This window comes from Mucilaginibacter sp. P2_D11 (assembly GCF_056404435.1).
In genome coordinates this window covers 66605-83765 of sequence record NZ_JBFUEA010000002.1, presented here as the reverse complement: position 1 = coordinate 83765, position 17161 = coordinate 66605, and the positions used below count along the sequence as shown (strand labels likewise).

The 17161-nt window shown below is 42.5% G+C and carries 14 protein-coding genes and 1 tRNA gene; 8 read left to right on the top strand and 7 right to left on the bottom strand.

Going from position 1 to position 17161, the window contains the following annotated elements; genetic code table 11:
* Nucleotides 1–54: 54 nt before the first annotated feature.
* Both AC1DXC_RS03265 and AC1DXC_RS03260 read left to right on the top strand, forming a co-directional pair.
* Nucleotides 55–984 (top strand): DUF1735 domain-containing protein, encoded by a 930-nt coding sequence (locus AC1DXC_RS03265; protein WP_477457702.1) that lies wholly within the window; start codon nucleotides 55–57, stop codon nucleotides 982–984.
* 170 nt (nucleotides 985–1154) lie between these two features.
* On the top strand, nucleotides 1155–2090 hold the full coding sequence (locus tag AC1DXC_RS03260; RefSeq protein WP_477457701.1) for a carboxypeptidase-like regulatory domain-containing protein: 936 nt from the start codon (nucleotides 1155–1157) through the stop codon (nucleotides 2088–2090).
* Between the two features lie 45 nt (nucleotides 2091–2135).
* On the opposite strand, the gene AC1DXC_RS03255 is transcribed toward AC1DXC_RS03260, so the two are convergent.
* Both AC1DXC_RS03255 and AC1DXC_RS03250 read right to left on the bottom strand, forming a co-directional pair.
* The gene (locus AC1DXC_RS03255; protein WP_477457700.1) at nucleotides 2136–2543 is read right to left on the bottom strand and encodes a DoxX family protein; all 408 of its coding nucleotides are present in this window, start codon (nucleotides 2541–2543) and stop codon (nucleotides 2136–2138) included.
* A 20-nt stretch (nucleotides 2544–2563) separates the two neighbouring features.
* A complete protein-coding gene (locus AC1DXC_RS03250; protein WP_477457699.1) occupies nucleotides 2564–3481 on the bottom strand; it encodes a S66 peptidase family protein in 918 nt (305 codons plus the stop codon).
* 129 nt (nucleotides 3482–3610) lie between these two features.
* Here AC1DXC_RS03250 and metG point away from each other — a divergent pair, with 129 nt between their 5' ends.
* A complete protein-coding gene (gene metG / locus AC1DXC_RS03245; RefSeq protein WP_477457698.1) occupies nucleotides 3611–5677 on the top strand; it encodes a methionine--tRNA ligase in 2067 nt (688 codons plus the stop codon).
* A gap of 118 nt (nucleotides 5678–5795) precedes the next feature.
* Nucleotides 5796–5867: transfer RNA gene (locus AC1DXC_RS03240), tRNA-Arg, on the top strand.
* 49 nt (nucleotides 5868–5916) lie between these two features.
* Here AC1DXC_RS03240 and AC1DXC_RS03235 read toward each other — a convergent pair.
* From AC1DXC_RS03235 to AC1DXC_RS03215, 5 genes are all read right to left on the bottom strand, one after another.
* Entirely contained in the window at nucleotides 5917–6561 is a 645-nt protein-coding gene (locus AC1DXC_RS03235; RefSeq protein ID WP_477457697.1) for a hypothetical protein, read from the bottom strand.
* 130 nt (nucleotides 6562–6691) lie between these two features.
* Nucleotides 6692–8377 carry a glycoside hydrolase family 26 protein gene (locus AC1DXC_RS03230; protein ID WP_477457696.1) on the bottom strand — a complete coding sequence of 562 codons (1686 nt, stop codon included), beginning with the start codon at nucleotides 8375–8377 and terminating at the stop codon, nucleotides 6692–6694.
* A gap of 7 nt (nucleotides 8378–8384) precedes the next feature.
* Nucleotides 8385–11285 carry a glycosyltransferase family 2 protein gene (locus tag AC1DXC_RS03225; protein ID WP_477457695.1) on the bottom strand — a complete coding sequence of 967 codons (2901 nt, stop codon included), beginning with the start codon at nucleotides 11283–11285 and terminating at the stop codon, nucleotides 8385–8387.
* Complete coding sequence (locus AC1DXC_RS03220; protein ID WP_477457694.1) at nucleotides 11282–12553, bottom strand: glycoside hydrolase family 2 TIM barrel-domain containing protein; 1272 nt, start codon at nucleotides 12551–12553, stop codon at nucleotides 11282–11284. Before AC1DXC_RS03220 ends, AC1DXC_RS03225 begins: the two co-directional genes overlap by 4 nt.
* A gap of 90 nt (nucleotides 12554–12643) precedes the next feature.
* A complete protein-coding gene (locus AC1DXC_RS03215; RefSeq protein ID WP_477457693.1) occupies nucleotides 12644–12964 on the bottom strand; it encodes a DUF7677 family protein in 321 nt (106 codons plus the stop codon).
* A 528-nt stretch (nucleotides 12965–13492) separates the two neighbouring features.
* Between AC1DXC_RS03215 and AC1DXC_RS03210 the strand changes: the two genes are divergently transcribed.
* The 4 genes from AC1DXC_RS03210 (at nucleotide 13493) to rlmF (ending at nucleotide 17128) form a co-directional block, all read left to right on the top strand.
* Nucleotides 13493–14074, top strand: a complete 582-nt coding sequence (locus AC1DXC_RS03210) for a Crp/Fnr family transcriptional regulator (RefSeq protein WP_477457692.1) — start codon at nucleotides 13493–13495, stop codon at nucleotides 14072–14074.
* A 119-nt stretch (nucleotides 14075–14193) separates the two neighbouring features.
* On the top strand, nucleotides 14194–15069 hold the full coding sequence (locus AC1DXC_RS03205) for an NmrA/HSCARG family protein (RefSeq protein WP_477457691.1): 876 nt from the start codon (nucleotides 14194–14196) through the stop codon (nucleotides 15067–15069).
* A 3-nt stretch (nucleotides 15070–15072) separates the two neighbouring features.
* Entirely contained in the window at nucleotides 15073–15945 is an 873-nt protein-coding gene (locus tag AC1DXC_RS03200) for a pirin family protein (protein WP_477457690.1), read from the top strand.
* A gap of 202 nt (nucleotides 15946–16147) precedes the next feature.
* Nucleotides 16148–17128, top strand: a complete 981-nt coding sequence (gene rlmF, locus AC1DXC_RS03195) for a 23S rRNA (adenine(1618)-N(6))-methyltransferase RlmF (protein WP_477457689.1) — start codon at nucleotides 16148–16150, stop codon at nucleotides 17126–17128.
* The last annotated feature ends 33 nt before the right edge of the window (nucleotides 17129–17161 follow it).

Below are 17161 nucleotides of genomic sequence, written 5' to 3'. Positions count from 1 at the left end.
CGTTATAATGAATAATAATACTCGATATAGTATTTAAAAAATAAAACGATTAAGATGAAAAAGACACTAATAAGAAATTATTCCATGCTGCTGGGCTTAACGGCGATGCTAGGTTTTAGCTCGTGCCTTAAGGATAGCAATTACGTGGACTTTGCCGGAGTAGGTACTACGGTTGAGATTCCAATGAGCGGTGTATCGAACTTCTCAAAGGGTTCTTTAACCGAATCTACAGACGCGATTGTTAAACAATTTGCGGTGAACGTGGCTTCTCCTAAGCCACTTTCTTCAGACCTAACGGTTACTATCGCCGTTGATCCGGCTGCCCTGACAGCTTACAACGCTTCGCAAACTGCTGTAGCGTTCGAACCGTTCCCTGCAGGTTCTTACGTAATCGATAAAACCAGCATCGTGGTACCGGCTAACACCCGTACACAGGTTGTTAAGGTTACTTTCGACAAAACGAAATTGGATCCTGCGAAAAGTTACCTGCTTGCAATCAGCATTACTGATGCCGGCGGCCAAACCATCAACGGAAACTACCACACCAAGTACTATTCGATTATCGGTAACGATTTCGCAGGTTTGTACGACTGGCATTACGAAAGAAGGAACAATGCAGACGGCTCAGGCGCTCCTGCCGGCGGCTCTTTCGACGATGAGGTTATTGTGTACCCTGTAACTCCAAGGATTTTTGAAGTAACCAGCGGTTATTACCTTGCTACCGAAAGGTACCAGGTTACTTTCACTAAACCTGATGCTTTGCATTACAAAAACTTCACCCTTAAGTTTAACCCAGATGACCTTGCAAACGTATTTACTGCAAATGGTATTACAGTTACGCAACAGCCGGTGATTTTTGTACCTGGTTACGATGCAACAAAATCGTACACCTTTGCCGAGGCGCTTGGTTTACTTACCTTCCAGTATGTAGTTCAAAACTCAAGTGGTTTCAGGTATAGTATCGATAAATACACACACAAATAGTAGCGATATTATTTTCGTGATAAAACGGCCCTGGTTATCCAGGGCCGTTTTTCGTTTTATGAAGTTTTGGCAGAATATTTTCTGAATGCTTAAACTCTTTACGATATTTGGAGTCTAAGCCTTACAGTGTATTTTCGTTTGAAACAAAATTTAACCCAAATCTTATATCTATGAAGAATGCCCTCTTTTCTTTTGCGCTGCTTTTAGTAGCAAGTTTCTCTTTCGCTCAAACCGTTTCCGTGCAAGGCACAGTGGTTGATGCAGCCGGTAAGCCCGTGCCCCTAGCCTTTGTGCGCGACGCTTTGCACCCTTACGCTACTTATACCGATGCCGATGGTTCCTATACCTTAAAGGCCGACCCGGCTTCGAAGCTTATTGTTACGGCTAAAGGCTATGGTACAGGTAATGCTCCCGTAAAAGAGGGTGGCGTTAATATCACGCTGCCTGCTGGCGATGGCGGCGGCGGTGCCGCTACGGGCAGCAGCATTTTCGCGGTACGCGCCGATGCACAGACAATTACCACATTAGGAAGCTTTAGGGCTACCGCCGAAGTACAGGGTAATCGTTTCCTGGGCGAAGATTGGATGCATGGGTTTGCAATTGGTAAAGACGGCGGGGTAATACAAGATCCCGGCTTGCTGTTTAACTACGATATGATGGGCGGAGATATTTTTTATACGTCCGACCAAAAAACATTCGTATCGGTAGATCGGTCAACAGTAAAGACCATCTCGCTTTTCGACGATAAGGCTGTGCGTACCACATTGGCCTACGTGCCGGAGATAGATAATGCGCATTACGTAAAGGTGATTGCCGACGGCCCTAAATACAAAATATATAAGCAAATCATCATCCGGTACATGAAAGCCACGTACCAAACCAACGGAATGACGTCTACCGGAAATAAGTATGACGAGTACCAGCCCACCTATTTTTACTTTTTAGTAAAAGCAGATGGAGCGCCTGTGAAATTTACGCCTAAAAAGAAGGCGTTTAAAGAGTTATTTGCAGCAGATGCCGATAAGCTGGATAAATACACATCATCCGCCAAAGGCGATATCGACGATGCATACCTTATAGGCCTTGGCGAAGCGTTAAATCAATAATACAACCGAAATATTGAAGAGGGCTTGCTATTGGCAGGCCCTCTTTTATTTCTTATCAACGCTGTACGCTCCTGGGCCAATAAAGAATAACCCCGCAAATACGATGGCATCTTCTATCGCATGCGATGCATCACCCAAATCGCCGCCTTTGCCAAAATGCGAAAGTGCTGCAACAATTAAGTTGATAACCAGCAACAGGCATACAGGACGGAATGCCAACCCTAATATCACAAGCAACCCGCCAAGGGTTTCTACCACGGCGGCCAGCAAGCCCCACACCATGGGCAAAAACGTTATGCCGATGTATTTAGTAGAACTGCCCAGACCGATCCAGGCTTCTTTACCACCCATAAGTTTTGGATAGCCGTGGTAAATGAACATTGCCCCCAGCCCAACGCGGATGATGAGCAAACCGAAATCTTTATACTTGTTCAAACTGCTTAAATATGCCATAAAAATTTTACTTGTTTAAGTTAATAACTTAAGGTAACGCCATCTTGTTTTACAGATAATGCTGCTTGTTGCCCTAGTATGATGCTGCAATTGTTGGGGATGTGCCCTGCCGGGAAATCGAAACAGACAGGGTAGTCATATTCGCCCACCACATCCATTATCATTTCTGGTATGGTTTGGCCAAAGGGGATGTCGTTATCCTTCATATCGGTAAAGCCGCCAATGATTAACCCGGCCAGGTTGCTGAGTTTGCCGGCGCGTTTCAAGCATCGAAGCATCCGGTCTACGGAATAACGGTATTCGCCCACATCCTCTAAGAATAGTATTTTGCCGCGGTAGTCCACATCGCTTACCGAGCCGTTTAATGCCACCAGGAGAGATAGGTTGCCACCGATTACGATTCCATTGGCATCGCCGAGGCGGTTTGAAACGTTAGGCGGCAGTTTATAGCAGAGCTCTTCACCAAACAAGGCCATGCGGAGCGTTTCTAACGAATAGGCAGATGCATCGGGTATGTTCAATGGCATTTGGCCGTGTATGCAGGCAATTTGGTAATTGCCAATGATATGCGCATGCAGCAGTGTGATATCGCTAAAGCCCACTATCCACTTAGGGTTGGTGGCCAGGCGGCTAAAATCAACCAAATCAATCATCCGGATGGTGCCGTAGCCGCCCCGGGCTGCAATAATGGCCTTTATGCTGTCATCCTCAATAAACTGTTGCATATCTTTCGCCCGCAGTCGGTCGTCGCCGGCAAACTGGTTGTAGGATGCGGTTACAGTTTCGCCCAGTACTACCTTCAGCCCCCAATCCGTAAGCAGCTTTATTGCATCTACCATGGGCGCAGGTAGCTTTTTGGCCGGGCAAGTAATCGCCACCTTATCGCCTTTTTTTAAGTATGGAGGTGTTTTGAAGTCCGAATGTCCGAAAGTCCGCATAAGTCCGGAAAATTTAGTTTTAATATTCAAGGCTCATCACCCCGCTCTTTCGGCCTTACGGACTTTCCGTCGTTCCCGAATTCTGACTTAAAAGATTTATCTTTGCAAATTAATAAACATCCCCGCTTAATGTCGCAACTTAATCAATATAAAAGATACACTATCACTTCGGCACTACCTTATGCTAACGGGCCCTTGCATATCGGGCACCTGGCAGGGGCCTACCTGCCGGCAGATATTTTTGTGCGCTACCTGCGGTTGATGAAAAAGGACGTGGTGTACATTTGCGGCTCGGATGAGCATGGCGCGGCCATTACCATTAAAGCCAAAAAGGAAGGCACTACGCCCCAGGCCATCATTGATAAATACCACAAGCAGATAAAAGATAGTTTTGAGGAGTTCGGCATTGCATTCGATATATATCACCGCACTTCATCCGCCATCCATCACGATCTTTCGCAGGAGTTTTTTCTGAATTTGTACGAGAAAGGCGAGTTTATAGAAAAATTCTCAGAGCAGTATTACGACGAAGATTTCGACCAGTTTTTGGCCGATCGCTACATTACCGGTACCTGCCCCGTTTGCAGTTACGATAAGGCCTACGGCGACCAATGCGAAAATTGCGGCACCTCGCTCAACCCGACCGACCTTATCGACCCGGTATCTACACTGAGCAACAAACGCCCGGTGCTGAAGCCTACCAAACACTGGTATTTGCCGCTTGATAAATACCAGCCCTGGCTGGAAAAATGGATAGACGAGAAAGAGGGCGAGTGGAAAGTTAATGTTTTCGGCCAATGCCGCTCGTGGCTGAAATCGGGCCTGCAGCCCCGCTCTATGACGCGCGACCTGGACTGGGGCATAGACGTTCCGCTGGAGGAAGCCAAAGGCAAAAAGCTTTACGTGTGGATGGATGCGCCGATAGGTTACATCTCGGCTACAAAACAATGGGCCATTGATAACGGAAAGGACTGGCAACAGTATTGGAAAAAACAAGACAAGGACGAGGATGATGCTTGCCTGTTGCACTTTATAGGCAAAGATAACATCGTGTTCCATTGCATTATATTCCCGGCGATACTAAAGGCACATGGCGATTATATTTTGCCGCAGAACGTGCCGGCCAACGAGTTTTTGAACCTGGAGGGCGATAAGCTGTCCACCTCGCGTAACCACGCCGTGTGGCTGCACGAGTATCTGGAGGAATTCCCCGGCAAGCAGGACGAACTGCGCTACGTGCTTACCTCCATCCTCCCCGAAACCAGCGATAGCGAGTTCACATGGAAAGATTACCAGGCCCGTGTGAACAATGAGCTGGTGGCCATATTGGGCAACTACATCAACCGTATTATGGTGCTGATGCACAAATACTACGATGGTAAGGTAGAGAGCAGTAACGAGGTCATAAAATTTACTGATGCCAAAATAGATGCCGAGCTTGGCGGCTATTACGACGAACTGGGCAAAAATCTGGAGAGCTATCGTTTCCGTGCGGCCATGCAGAACGTAATGGATATGGCCCGCATGGGCAACCGCTATTTAACCGAGCAAGAGCCATGGAAAACGATTAAAGCAGACCCCGATGCGGCCAAAGCAGCCCTACATAATAACTTGATTTTGGTTGGCCATATTGCTAGCTGCCTGCAGCCCTTTTTACCGGTTACCGCCAGCAAGATATTCGGCATGCTGAATATTGCGCCCGTAAGCTTCGATCAGGAGATGGAATTTGCCAACGGGCACCAATTAAATCCGGCTGCGTTGCTTTTTGCCAAGGTAGAGGATGAAGCGGTGGATGCACAGATACAAAAGCTGGCTGATAAGAAACAAGCCGCAGTAGTTAAAGTTGCCTCACCGGTAATACCCGCTAAACCGAACATCAATTTCGATAGTTTTGCCACGATGGACATCCGTACCGGCACCATCTTAACCGCGGAGAAAGTAGCCAAAACCAAAAAGCTGCTGAAGTTAACCATAGACACGGGGATAGACCAACGCACTGTAGTATCGGGCATTGCAGAGCATTACGAGCCGGAAGCCATCATAGGCAGGCAAGTAAGCATGCTGGTGAACCTGGAGCCGCGTGAGATAAAAGGAATACTCTCGCAAGGGATGATACTGATGGCCGAAGATGCTGATGGCAAGCTAAGCTTTGTTGCCCCGGCAGATGCCATGCCCAACGGTTCGGTAGTGAGGTAAGCAATGAATGTGCAGATGTGCAAATTTCGGATGTGCAAATGATTTTGACAAAACCAATCAAAATTCGCACCTTTGCACTTCTTATAATTTGCATATCTGCATTTTCGCATATTTGAAAGGTCCCGTAGTTCAACGGATAGAATAGGAGTTTCCTAAACTCTAGATATGAGTTCGATTCTCGTCGGGACCACCTAGAAGTCAAAAGCCTTTAGATTAAAATCTGAGGGCTTTTTTTGTGGCTAACGTGGTATGAATGAAACCACCGTAAACATAAATCCAGTTATCGCCATTAAAAAAAACAAGAATGATCTAATATCTTTCGCTTCACGGCCGTCTTTTAATACAAGTCGGCTAAAAGGTTTCGACAATAATATTGTTAGGGCAAACAAAAAAGCAAATGCTAAAGCCAATTGTGCGCCCATCCCAATAGGGATACGATTATTGGTCTTGCCAAAATAACCCAATTGATCGCCAAGGAATAGTAAATTCCAAGTGACAACAAAAACAATCACCGCAGGCCATTTCATTGGAAAACTCCCGCTTGATTGAAATTTTATTATCTCGGCTTCAACTTCAGATGGTATAGGTCCGGGGTTATTTAAAAAACCGGTACTTTCTATTCGTTTTATCAAGTCGCGCCTACCTGATGTTAAAAAGACAACCTTTGCGCTATATCCGTTAACCCTGTGATTGATTTTTATACCGGCTCCAGAAAATAATGAAGATGGTTCGATAGAGATAATATCAGAAGGCCTGAAATACAGGTTGCCTATGATGGATGCATTTAATCGCAATTCATTTTTATTTACTAGTAATTTAGCAAATGGCCATGTAGCCCGACCAAATCCAATGTTTGCACCTCCGGTTTCTTCAATTTCATACATACTATCTGTTTAGGATTAATTTTACGACTAAAGCTATTTAAAAGCAATGGAATAAACAGAACCATCGTCCGGAATTAATCATTGCAAATTATCCTCCAAACTCGCCGCACGATCCAGTATAAACCTATACTTACTCTTTCAAAAGACTGCTAAATTTAGCCATAGAGTTTGCCGTGATACTCCAGTCGGGAGCTTTAATATTACCCCAGGCTTTAGGGTTGTCATACAAATTAAAGTAACAAATGCCAAAAACGTGAGGGTTGGCATTTATTGTTTTAGCAGCATCGGCAAGCCATTTATTTTGAAAAGGCTCTGGTCCTTTTACACCGAACTCAGTTATAAATAAGGGTTTATCAAGAAACCGCATGCGGAAGTATTTTCGATTAAATATAGTACTAAAGGCTTCCTGCTTCTCCGGATCGGTAATATTTTTATCAGGCAAACCATAAATGGCTATACTTATAAAATCTACCACATCGCTTCCCGGCCAAAAGTCTACAGAGCCTCTGTCACCGGCAGGGCCCCAAACCTTTTTAACATTTTCCCCCGGCCCTCCATTAAACTGCATAAAATACCTGAATGCATTGATGTAAGTGACAGGGTCCTGGCTCTGCCACGCATACCTATGGATCGGTATTTCCATTTCGTGCATCCACCTGAGATAAACGATTGTTTTTGTGGAAGAAATTATGCTAAATAATTTTTTGATCTGTTGATCATAGCGGCCCTTTAATATATTTTTCAAAACGGCTGTATCCGGCTTTCCGCTTATGTCGCGCCAGGGTTCCATCGTCACAATAACTTCATGGCGGCGATTAACAACTTCCCAAAATTTCTTCTCAAAATCACCTCGCACAACCTCGCCCCAATCGGTAAAAAGATGCTCTACGCTAATGCTTTGCTGGTTGATCAATCGTTTGTTTGGATCAAATACTCCGATTTTGAGTCGGCTTCTTACCGGCTTGTTATTAGCGCTGTCTGCATAATTATTTTTACTGTAGATGGTATTAAAATGTTGATTATAGTAATTTTTTTGACCGTTAAGCAAACTATCCTTCAGTGGCGTTTTTCCGATATCGCCACACATAATTAATACCGGCTTATCAATAAACCTCAAACGATGTAGTTTATGTTTTAACATATCAGCAATTGAGTTATCTTGCGGATAAAAGTTAGTACTAAGCTCTGATTTGCTTCCGAGTGTTATGCTTACATAATCAACAGCCTTATTTCCCGGCCAGTATTCCGTGTCGCCAGGATAACCTGAAGGCCCCCAGATGATACGAACGCCTGGGGCGTACATTTTAATTTTTTTTGAAAAATAATGGAATGAGTTAATGTAATCTCCAGGCGACCCGAATTGCCACGGATAAACATAGGCCGGCACTTCCATATCCGGGTTCCAGCGAATAAATACCTGGTGGTGGCTTTTGGCAGCTAAAACGGCTAACTCTTTGATCTGGGTATCAAAGCGGCCATTTATCACCTCCTTTAAAACGTTATTGTTATAATCTACTCCCTTAAGCCATGTTTCCACGGTGATTAATACATCCTCGTTAGTTAATGCTGTTTCTAAGTTACCTTTACTTGACCATAATGCGGTATTATTGAATACTGCCGTGTAACAAATAATCGGCCGGAGAGGCAGGGTCCTGCTTAAATTGTTATGATCAAAGATACCCGCAACCTGTTCGTTGGTTTGGTAATAGGTATTGAATAAATAGTCTTTAAATAAAAGCTTAATACCAAACAGCGATACCAACAAAAATAAAACACCTAAACCGACTGATATATAAATTTTTGAGGTTTTTTTCACTTGACAATTAATTTTGAAGCGGTGTATTTAAAGTAGTATAATCTTCGGCTTCATTGTTACCTTTTACTGCTACAAGGTACACCCTGTATCGCTCGTTATTTTGCGGAATAGTGATATATACCTTTGGCCCATCCCCTACTTTTTTCATATCAATAGCATTACCCCAGTTATCTGTTTTAATAATATACCATTCAAATGCCAAACCGGTTTTTGCGTAAGCTGCGATGTTCCACTCGTTGGATGAATACACCAAAGCGTTATAGGGCAGCGATGCACCCGGAAACGTGGTTAAAGCAGGTTTTAATATTTTTATTTGAGGTAGGTTATGGTTCGCGATTGACCCTTGCCAGCCTTTGCTTATTTTATAAAGGTAAGGCTTGTTTCGGCCCCATATGTCTTTCAACCCATCAAGTGTGATGGCTGTGCCGCTTTGCTGATCCTGCCAGTTGGCATAAAAAATTCCGCCAGGGGGCTGCACGTCTTTAAGCGCATAAGGATCAGCGCTACTAAAAAAGAAGGGCGCTTTAAAATCTGATTTGATGAACTTTAATTCCTGCTTGTTACTAATTATCAGTCCAAACGCATCTATTTCCGGTATGTGTTCATGTAATAAACCGATAATTGGGGCAAGTTTGGGAGAAGATAATAAATCGAGCGTTAATGGCCTCGATGGGTCTGCAAGTTTAATTTCTTTCACCAGAGATTTTAAAAAATTGATATAATGTTTTTGTGCCTCCTGCAATTGCTTCCCATGATAATATAGAGCCAATTGCTGATAACTACTGTTGCCTAAGTTCCACGCACTGATGTTATCGTTTAATTTATTTTCATTCACAACCTCAAGAATAATTTTAGATTGCTTTTTTAAGTAACTGCTATCACTCATAAAGTTTGGTGCGTCAGGCAACCAAAAGCTATAATGGATCTTTAAATTGTTTTGCTCCGCTGCATCAAATGTTGAGTTATCGTAAATATTTGGCCCATAAATTTTTATGGTATTTATCCCCGCTTTTCTCATTTCGTCAAAATCATTGACGATCGTTTTTTTTGTAAGCGGAACTATATTTTTATACCAGTAATTTCCTTTAGAATAAATTACACCCTTAACCGACGAAAAAAATGACGGGGATATTAATACCTGCTTTTCATCATTTGCATCTTGTTCACCGGCATTTATCAGGGAGTCGGATAAGGGCTGCTTTTGAGCGGAGGGATAAAAAACCTGGGAATGTTGTTTAATATCAAAATCCCCATCACCATCTGAATTCTGCGAGAAATATATGCTAACGCAAACCACCAATACTGTAAGTAACAGGCTTATTTTCCTTACGCCGCCATATATCCATCTCCGCAACAGCCAAAAATGTTTTTTAACATTTTTTACCTGCGAAACAACACTAAATAATGTGGTATGTTTACCCAGGTATCCGTCAAACTTAAGTTCAGAACTTGCCATAAGCATAAAGATCATGAACATGCAATTCAGGCTAACAATGCCAGCCATGAACAATGTAAACGGGCTCCAGTCGTTATAAAGGCCGTAAGCAATCGCGGCAACAGACACTACCAGCACAAAAATATTGGGCAGATTATATTTTAAATTTTTTTCGTCTCTAACATCCTTGGGCGTAGGGATGTAAGGAACATCCTTTCTGATAATGGTATAAATAAAACCTAATATAAAAACCCACCATGTACCAATAAGCAGCAATCCTCCCACAACATGAAATCCCCGCTCATTATCTTCCATTACCCATTGCTGAACAAAATGCCTGATCAAAATAATTGAAGTTATAAAGGGGATACTGATAATTAAAAACTCCGAAAAGTCCATTCTTAATGGAAAAGCATCCATAAACAAGGAAATGACCGGAATTGAAAAATTTATCAAAAACACAAAACCAGATAAGTAAAACAGAGGCAAAAGGCCATAATGAAGTTTTTGCCGCCAGCTGAATTTTTTGAAAAGCTTAACGTAAGAAGTTACCAGAAGCTCGAACACACCTCGCGACCATTTCAATTGTTGCTTATAATAGGCCGATAAGGTTGCTGGCACCAAGCCTCTTGTTAATAGAGCAGGCACATAAACAGATTTCCAATTGCGCGCATGTAACTGCATTGAGGTATGCATGTCTTCAGCCAGCCCCGCAGCATGCCCCCCAATAGATTCCAGGGCCGTTCGTCTGAAAGTGCAGTTGGCCCCTATAGCCTGAACAGTTCCATAGCTATTCATGCACATCATCATCGGGCCGTAAAACTGATAGGTTTGTTGCGCCGCCCCTTTAGCTATCCAACCAATTCGCTGATTGTAATATGCTTGCACAATTTGCACATAACCAACTTCAGGATTGTCGAAATGAGCAATTATCGGATCAAGAAACTCAGGTACCGGTACATGATCAGGGTCAAGAATCACACATAATTCTCCGGATGACTGGGCTAATGCATTGTTGATATTACCTGCCTTAGCATTGATCTTTTTGGTTCTGGTTACGTGGTGAACTCCGAGTTTTTCGCACACTGATTTCAGGTATGGATCGTTGGCCTCGTCACATAAAAAGGTTTCATGAGGGTAACTTATCGCCTGAATGGCAGTAAGGGTTTCAACAATCATTTCATATGGTTCACCGGCGCAGAATGTGGTAAAAATATCGACAGTATACCGCTTAGTTATCGGTAGATCAGGAGGAACAGATATTGACCAGTAGTGATACCACTCATACAATACCTTAAAAAATGTATAAACAAAGGTTGATATTAATAACCAATAAAGCGGCTCGTAACCAATAACCGATTCCCTGAGCAGGCTATGTATAAAAAAAAGCATGCAAAACACACCAATGAGAATCATCATCCTCAAATAAACCAACTGTAACTTAGTGGGGGCTTTAATTAATTTATTATTCATGGATTTTTTAACACATAAAAAGGCGTATTGGAAGTAGCAAAAGAGCCTTTTTTATTATAAACATATACCAATATGCGATAGGGGCCTTCTTTACCAGGTACTTTAAAGCTTAACTCCGATCCGCTTTGCGCAACAATTAAATTATTGATCTCCTTCGGTTTTTTTTCGCTGAAAACACCATTTGGTTTAAACCAATCCTCCGCAAATATTTTCCATTTAAATGTTAAACCTACTGTATCAGCATTTTCAAAATACACCTTGCTGTTAACCTTGATATTCGGTTTAAATATGATATTATCTTTTGCGCCTTTCCCGGCTACCAGCATAAATTTAAGCGCAGGTGCCTTTTCTGTTGCCTTTTTACCTGTCCAGATATACTGCATTACTTGCACGGCTTCTGTTTCAGCACCATTAGCATCAAAAAGGCTGAACCATGTTGGGGTTAATTCTTGTTTTTGCCCCCAATAAAACACCATTGACCCTAAAAACCTGGGATTATTAACCGGCATAAACTTTTCATAATTAGAAAGATATTGCTGCGCCTTTTTCGTGCTTGTGTTTTCAATATAAGCGCCCCATGCATTTTGATTTTCCGCAAGCCATGGGCCTTCAATTCCCCATTCAGTAATTAAAAATGGCCCGTCCCAAAACCACTTGAATTTTTCAAGATCTTCTTTTAAGGTTCGAATGGCGCCAAAAATATTGAAGGATATGAAGTCAATGTTTGTCCGCAGCTTAATGTTCATAATATTTTTCTTTTGAAAAGACATTATGGTTGTCGTCACCGGATGCTGGGGATCGCTCTGGTGAATCATGTCAATCAAACCATTATATATGGTATAAAACTGCCTGTATTTTGGACTGTTAGGAAATGAGAGCTCATTACCCAGGCACCATGCCAATAGCGCGGGATGGTTTTTAAAGCGCTCAATAATGCCAGTAATCTGCTTTGTATAAGCATTAGCCTTTGGTGTTTTGTAAAAGCCATCTATGTTTTCAGCCGGGGGCAATGGTAAACCGGCTATAACGGCTACATGATTGGCCTGGGCCGAATCTAAAATACTCCTTAAATTTACTGTATCCCAAACCCTTATCGTATTGCCTCCGGCGGCACTCAGTTGTTTCAAGTTTGTAAAACCTGACGCCCCTTTTACGAAAAATGGCTCACCGTTACGATACAATAAATATTTGCCATCTTCATTTTTTATATAAACTGTTTTTTTTGCAGAATCAATCGATTGTGATTGATTACATGCCAAAGATGACAAGCATAGCAGTAAACAGCTAAGGATTAATCTGAAAAAGTAAAACCTCATAAATGTTAGTTCAATTCACGTAAAAGCAGACAAAATATTTTATCAACCGTTATCTTTCAATGGTGGCGGTTCATGGAGAGCGACTTCCCAATCTTCAAATGGAGGATCAACGTTGAACGACGAATCACAGTAGGCACGTAAATAATCAGTTGCTCTTTTTTCCGCATATTTGGCATTTAATACGTTCCCGGTATCATCCAATTCAATCACATTAGCATAAATTGCGAAAACTTGTTCTATGGCACTGGGTTCATTACCGTATAAAGATAGATAATCTACTCCCTCAAGAGTATATTGACTGCCGCTTGCCATGAAGTAGGCGAACGTTCTCAGTGCCCCGCTAAAAGAATTACTTAATTTCATATCAAAATAAATCTACGCTTTTTGTTCGCTAAATACACATATAGCTATATATCTTTTTAATCGATATTATCCTCTAAACTTGCGCCGCACAATCCAAATCTGCCATAAAAGAGTTCGAGTCTTGTAGTCTAAGGACCACAAAAAACGGAAAAGCGTCTTTTTAGAGTTGTAGGGCCATTTAGAGGGCTTTATTTAGTTATTTTTATTACAATCGTCTGCACAAAACATATTAGCTAATCATGGCCGAGGCGATTAAGCGGTTTGATAATATCAAAGGTTACAAATGAAAGTAAAAAACCTCAAGTCGAAAGAATGAGAATTTACTTCTGAGATTGTATCTCAATGATGCAGCGACACTACCAGCCATAAGCAGATACTACTATTTAAAAGACTAATCTGCTAATTGATTTATTTTTTGATGAATTTTACTTTTTTACCGGTCGACATTTGCTTTTAAAGAGAGTACCGGTATTAGCGAAGTGAAATATATCTTTGCATTTCGGTTAAGTTTGATATTAATTAAAGTCAATGCACAAAAACCTATTAGCATATATCAACCAACGCGCAACCTCGCCACTTACAAGTGAAGAAGAAGCGATAATTGTAGCTGTTTTCCAACCTAAAAAGCTCAGGAAAAAGCAATACTTTTTGGAAGAAGGCAATGTGTGTAAATATGTTGGTTTTATTGTAAAAGGTGCTATGCGACAATATAGCGTAGATGACAAAGGTGTGGAGCATATTGTGCAGTTATACATTGAAAATTATTGGGCAAGCGATCGTGAAAGTGCTGTCATGCTTACTCCATCAAGATATTATATTGACGCCTGGGAAGATACGGAATTACTCGTTGCTACAGTAGCAGACATGCTGGATTTGATAGAAAACGTACCTTCATTTGGACAAATGACAAGATTAATGGATCAAAGAAGCTTCATCGCTTCTCAACGAAGGTTAAATTCTACCATTAGCAATTCAGCAGAAAAACGCTATGAAGAATTTGCCGATAACCACCCTCAATTTATTCAACGATTTCCCCAACATCTCATTGCTTCTTTTTTGGGCATAACCAAAGAAACATTAAGCAGAATCAGAAAACAAGCGCTGAAATAACTTCTATTTCAAATTTTGGTTTTACAAAAACCGTTGACATTTATCAACGGTTTTTTTTATCATTTCTCATCGTTTTAAGGTGTGTTATTGCTGCAATTTTACATCATAAAAAGAAGCAAATGAAAAAGACAATAGTAGTAGTTGGAGCAACAGGCTCACAAGGCAAGGGTGTTGTAAATGCCCTTGTAGATGAAGGCTCTTTTAATGTAAGAGCAATAACCCGTAATCCGGAAAAATATACAGGCAAGGCAAATGAAGCAGTTTATGCAGATCTGCAAGATTTGCAATCGTTAAAAGATGCTTTTACAAATGCTTATGGTGTATTTGTGGTAACCAACTTTTGGGAAGGTGCAGACGAAATTACCCAGGGTAATAATGCCATTGAAGCGGCAAAAGCAACTGGAGTGCAGCATTTTATCTGGTCAACACTTCCGGATGTGGAGCTCATTAGTGAAGCAGCATTTGAAGTGCCGCATTTTACTTTAAAAGCAAAGGTGGATGACCTGGTGAAAAGTGCCGGGTTTAAATACTCAACATTTGTTCAGCCACCATTTTATTATCAAAATTTTGTTGGAATGTTGGGGCCACAACTAAAACAGGATGGCACAACCGGCTGGACATTACCGATTGACCCGACAATAAAAGCCATCCACATGTCAGACATCAATGACCTTGGAAAAGTAGTTGCCGGTGCATTCTTGCAGCCCGAAAAAGTTGGAAATGGCACTTATCTTTCAATTGCAACGGAGCTGAATAGTTTCAATGATATTATTGAGGCCTATAAAGCCAATGGCAAAGCGTACAGCTTTTCACAGGTGCCGGTTGAATTGTTCTCCACTTTTTTTGATGGGGCAAAAGAACTCGCTGAAATGTTTGGGTATTTTGAGAAACACACTTACATGGGGCCAGGCTCAGCGTTACGGATTGATCTGGCAAAAGACATTGCCACCGGTGAATTTGTGACCCTTCGGGAATGGCTGAGTAAAAACAGTTAAAAAATGAAAAAGAAAACGAGTTTCTCAACAAAAGGCAATATTGCTGCGGTAGGCTCTTTGGCTATCCAGCGCATGTTACCTAATCGGTATGCTAGCAAGGTTGGCCCCTTTGTGTTTCTGGATTATGTGGTCCCGGTCATTAAAGAAACCATTACCCGGAACGGTATGGGAGCTCATCCACACAGGGGCATTGCAACTTTAACCTATATTCTTCAAGGCGAAGTAGAGCATTTTGATAGTGCCGGAAATGAGGCGATAATCCGTTCGGGAGGTGCACAATGGATGAAAGCAGGTACTGGAATAATCCACGATGAAAATTTAAATTATGACTCCCAAACAGAGAGCAAATTTATTCAGGGGTTTCAATTTTGGATAAATTTACCTTCCAAAAATAAAGCTGAAAAGCCTGTACATATCGCTGTGCAAGCTGGCGAAGTCCCCAAAAAAGAATTGCCCAATGAAAGTGGCTGGTTAAAGGTTATTGTTGGGACCTATGAAGAGTTGAGTTCGAAGATCCCGAATTATTCCAGGCAGTTTTTGTATCACATTCAATTGAAAGCAGGCAAACACCTATCTATAGAAATTGAAAACGAAACAGAAGTTGCTGCTTTTTTGCCCACACAAAATGCAATACTAAACGACACCGAATTTCAAAAGGGGGAGTTTGTAGAATTTGATAGGAGCGCTGGAGAAATTGAAATAAAAAACACCTCTCAGATAGCTATTGATATCCTGTTATTTGGTGGCGAAGAATATACAGAACCTGTGATCGCGGAAGGCCCTTTTGTGATGAACTCACAGGCCGAAATAGCAGATGCCTACCGTGATTTTTATGCAGGGAGATATGGTGAAATAAAATTAGCAGCACAAAAATAAATTGGTTCGGGATGAATATCATCATTAAAGTATAAAGGGATCATATTATGAATGCCAACAACACAAATATCTTTAAGGGCTTTGCTACAAACGCGGGGGAAGGCGAGCGCATCTGGTTTGTCTAGTCCGCCCACAGCCGAAGAATAGCCGATTAGCTTAACCATCGGAATTATCCCGATATTCGCATTTTAATACACCCATCATGCCGCCCATCGAAAAACAGAAACCCGCCGAAAAAGAAAGCTTACATCCCCGCAACCTGCACCGCGCGGGCTATGATTTTGATAAGCTGATAAAAGAACTACCGGCCCTCAAATCTTTTGTGGCGCTTAACCAGCATGGGATAGAATCTATAGATTTTGCGGCTCCGGATGCGGTGAAAACCCTTAACCAGGCCCTGCTGAAACTTTATTACGGGGTGGACTATTGGGACATCCCGGCAGGTTACCTTTGCCCACCCATCCCCGGCCGGGCAGATTATATCCATTACATAGCCGATTTGCTGGCCGAAGGCAACAACGGCGCAATCCCGACAGGTAAAAGCATAAAAGTATTGGACATAGGTACCGGCGCAAATTGCGTGTACCCCCTGATTGGGCACAGCGTGTACGGCTGGCAGTTTACGGGCACCGATACCGATGCGGATGCCATCCGCTCGGCCAATAAGATAGCCACCGCTAACCCCGCCTTCAGCTCTGCTATCAAGATAAGGCCGCAAAGTAATAAGGCTAACATATTTAAAGGTGCCATTACGCAAGGCGAGATTTATGACGTCACCATCTGCAACCCGCCGTTCCATGCCTCGCAAAAGGAGGCGCTGGCAGGTACCCTTAAGAAACTCCAAAACCTGAACAATGGCAAGTCGCAGCAGCCAACGCTTAACTTTGGCGGGCAAAACACCGAGCTTTGGTACCCCGGCGGCGAGGTGGCATTTATCCGCAACATGGCCGAGCAAAGCACGCTGTTTGCCGATAGGGTGCTGTGGTTCTCTACCCTGGTATCTAAAAAGGACAGCCTGGACGCCGTTTACCGTGCGTTGAACAAGGCAAAAGCCCTCGAGGTAAAAACCATCACGATGGCGCAGGGCCAAAAAACAAGCCGCATAGTAGCCTGGACGTTTTTGAGCGAAGCCGCACAACGCACCTGGCGCAATACCTATTGGAAAGCGGTGGCGGCGAAATAGGTTTGCCATTCAGCCACATTGCAATATCGGCCC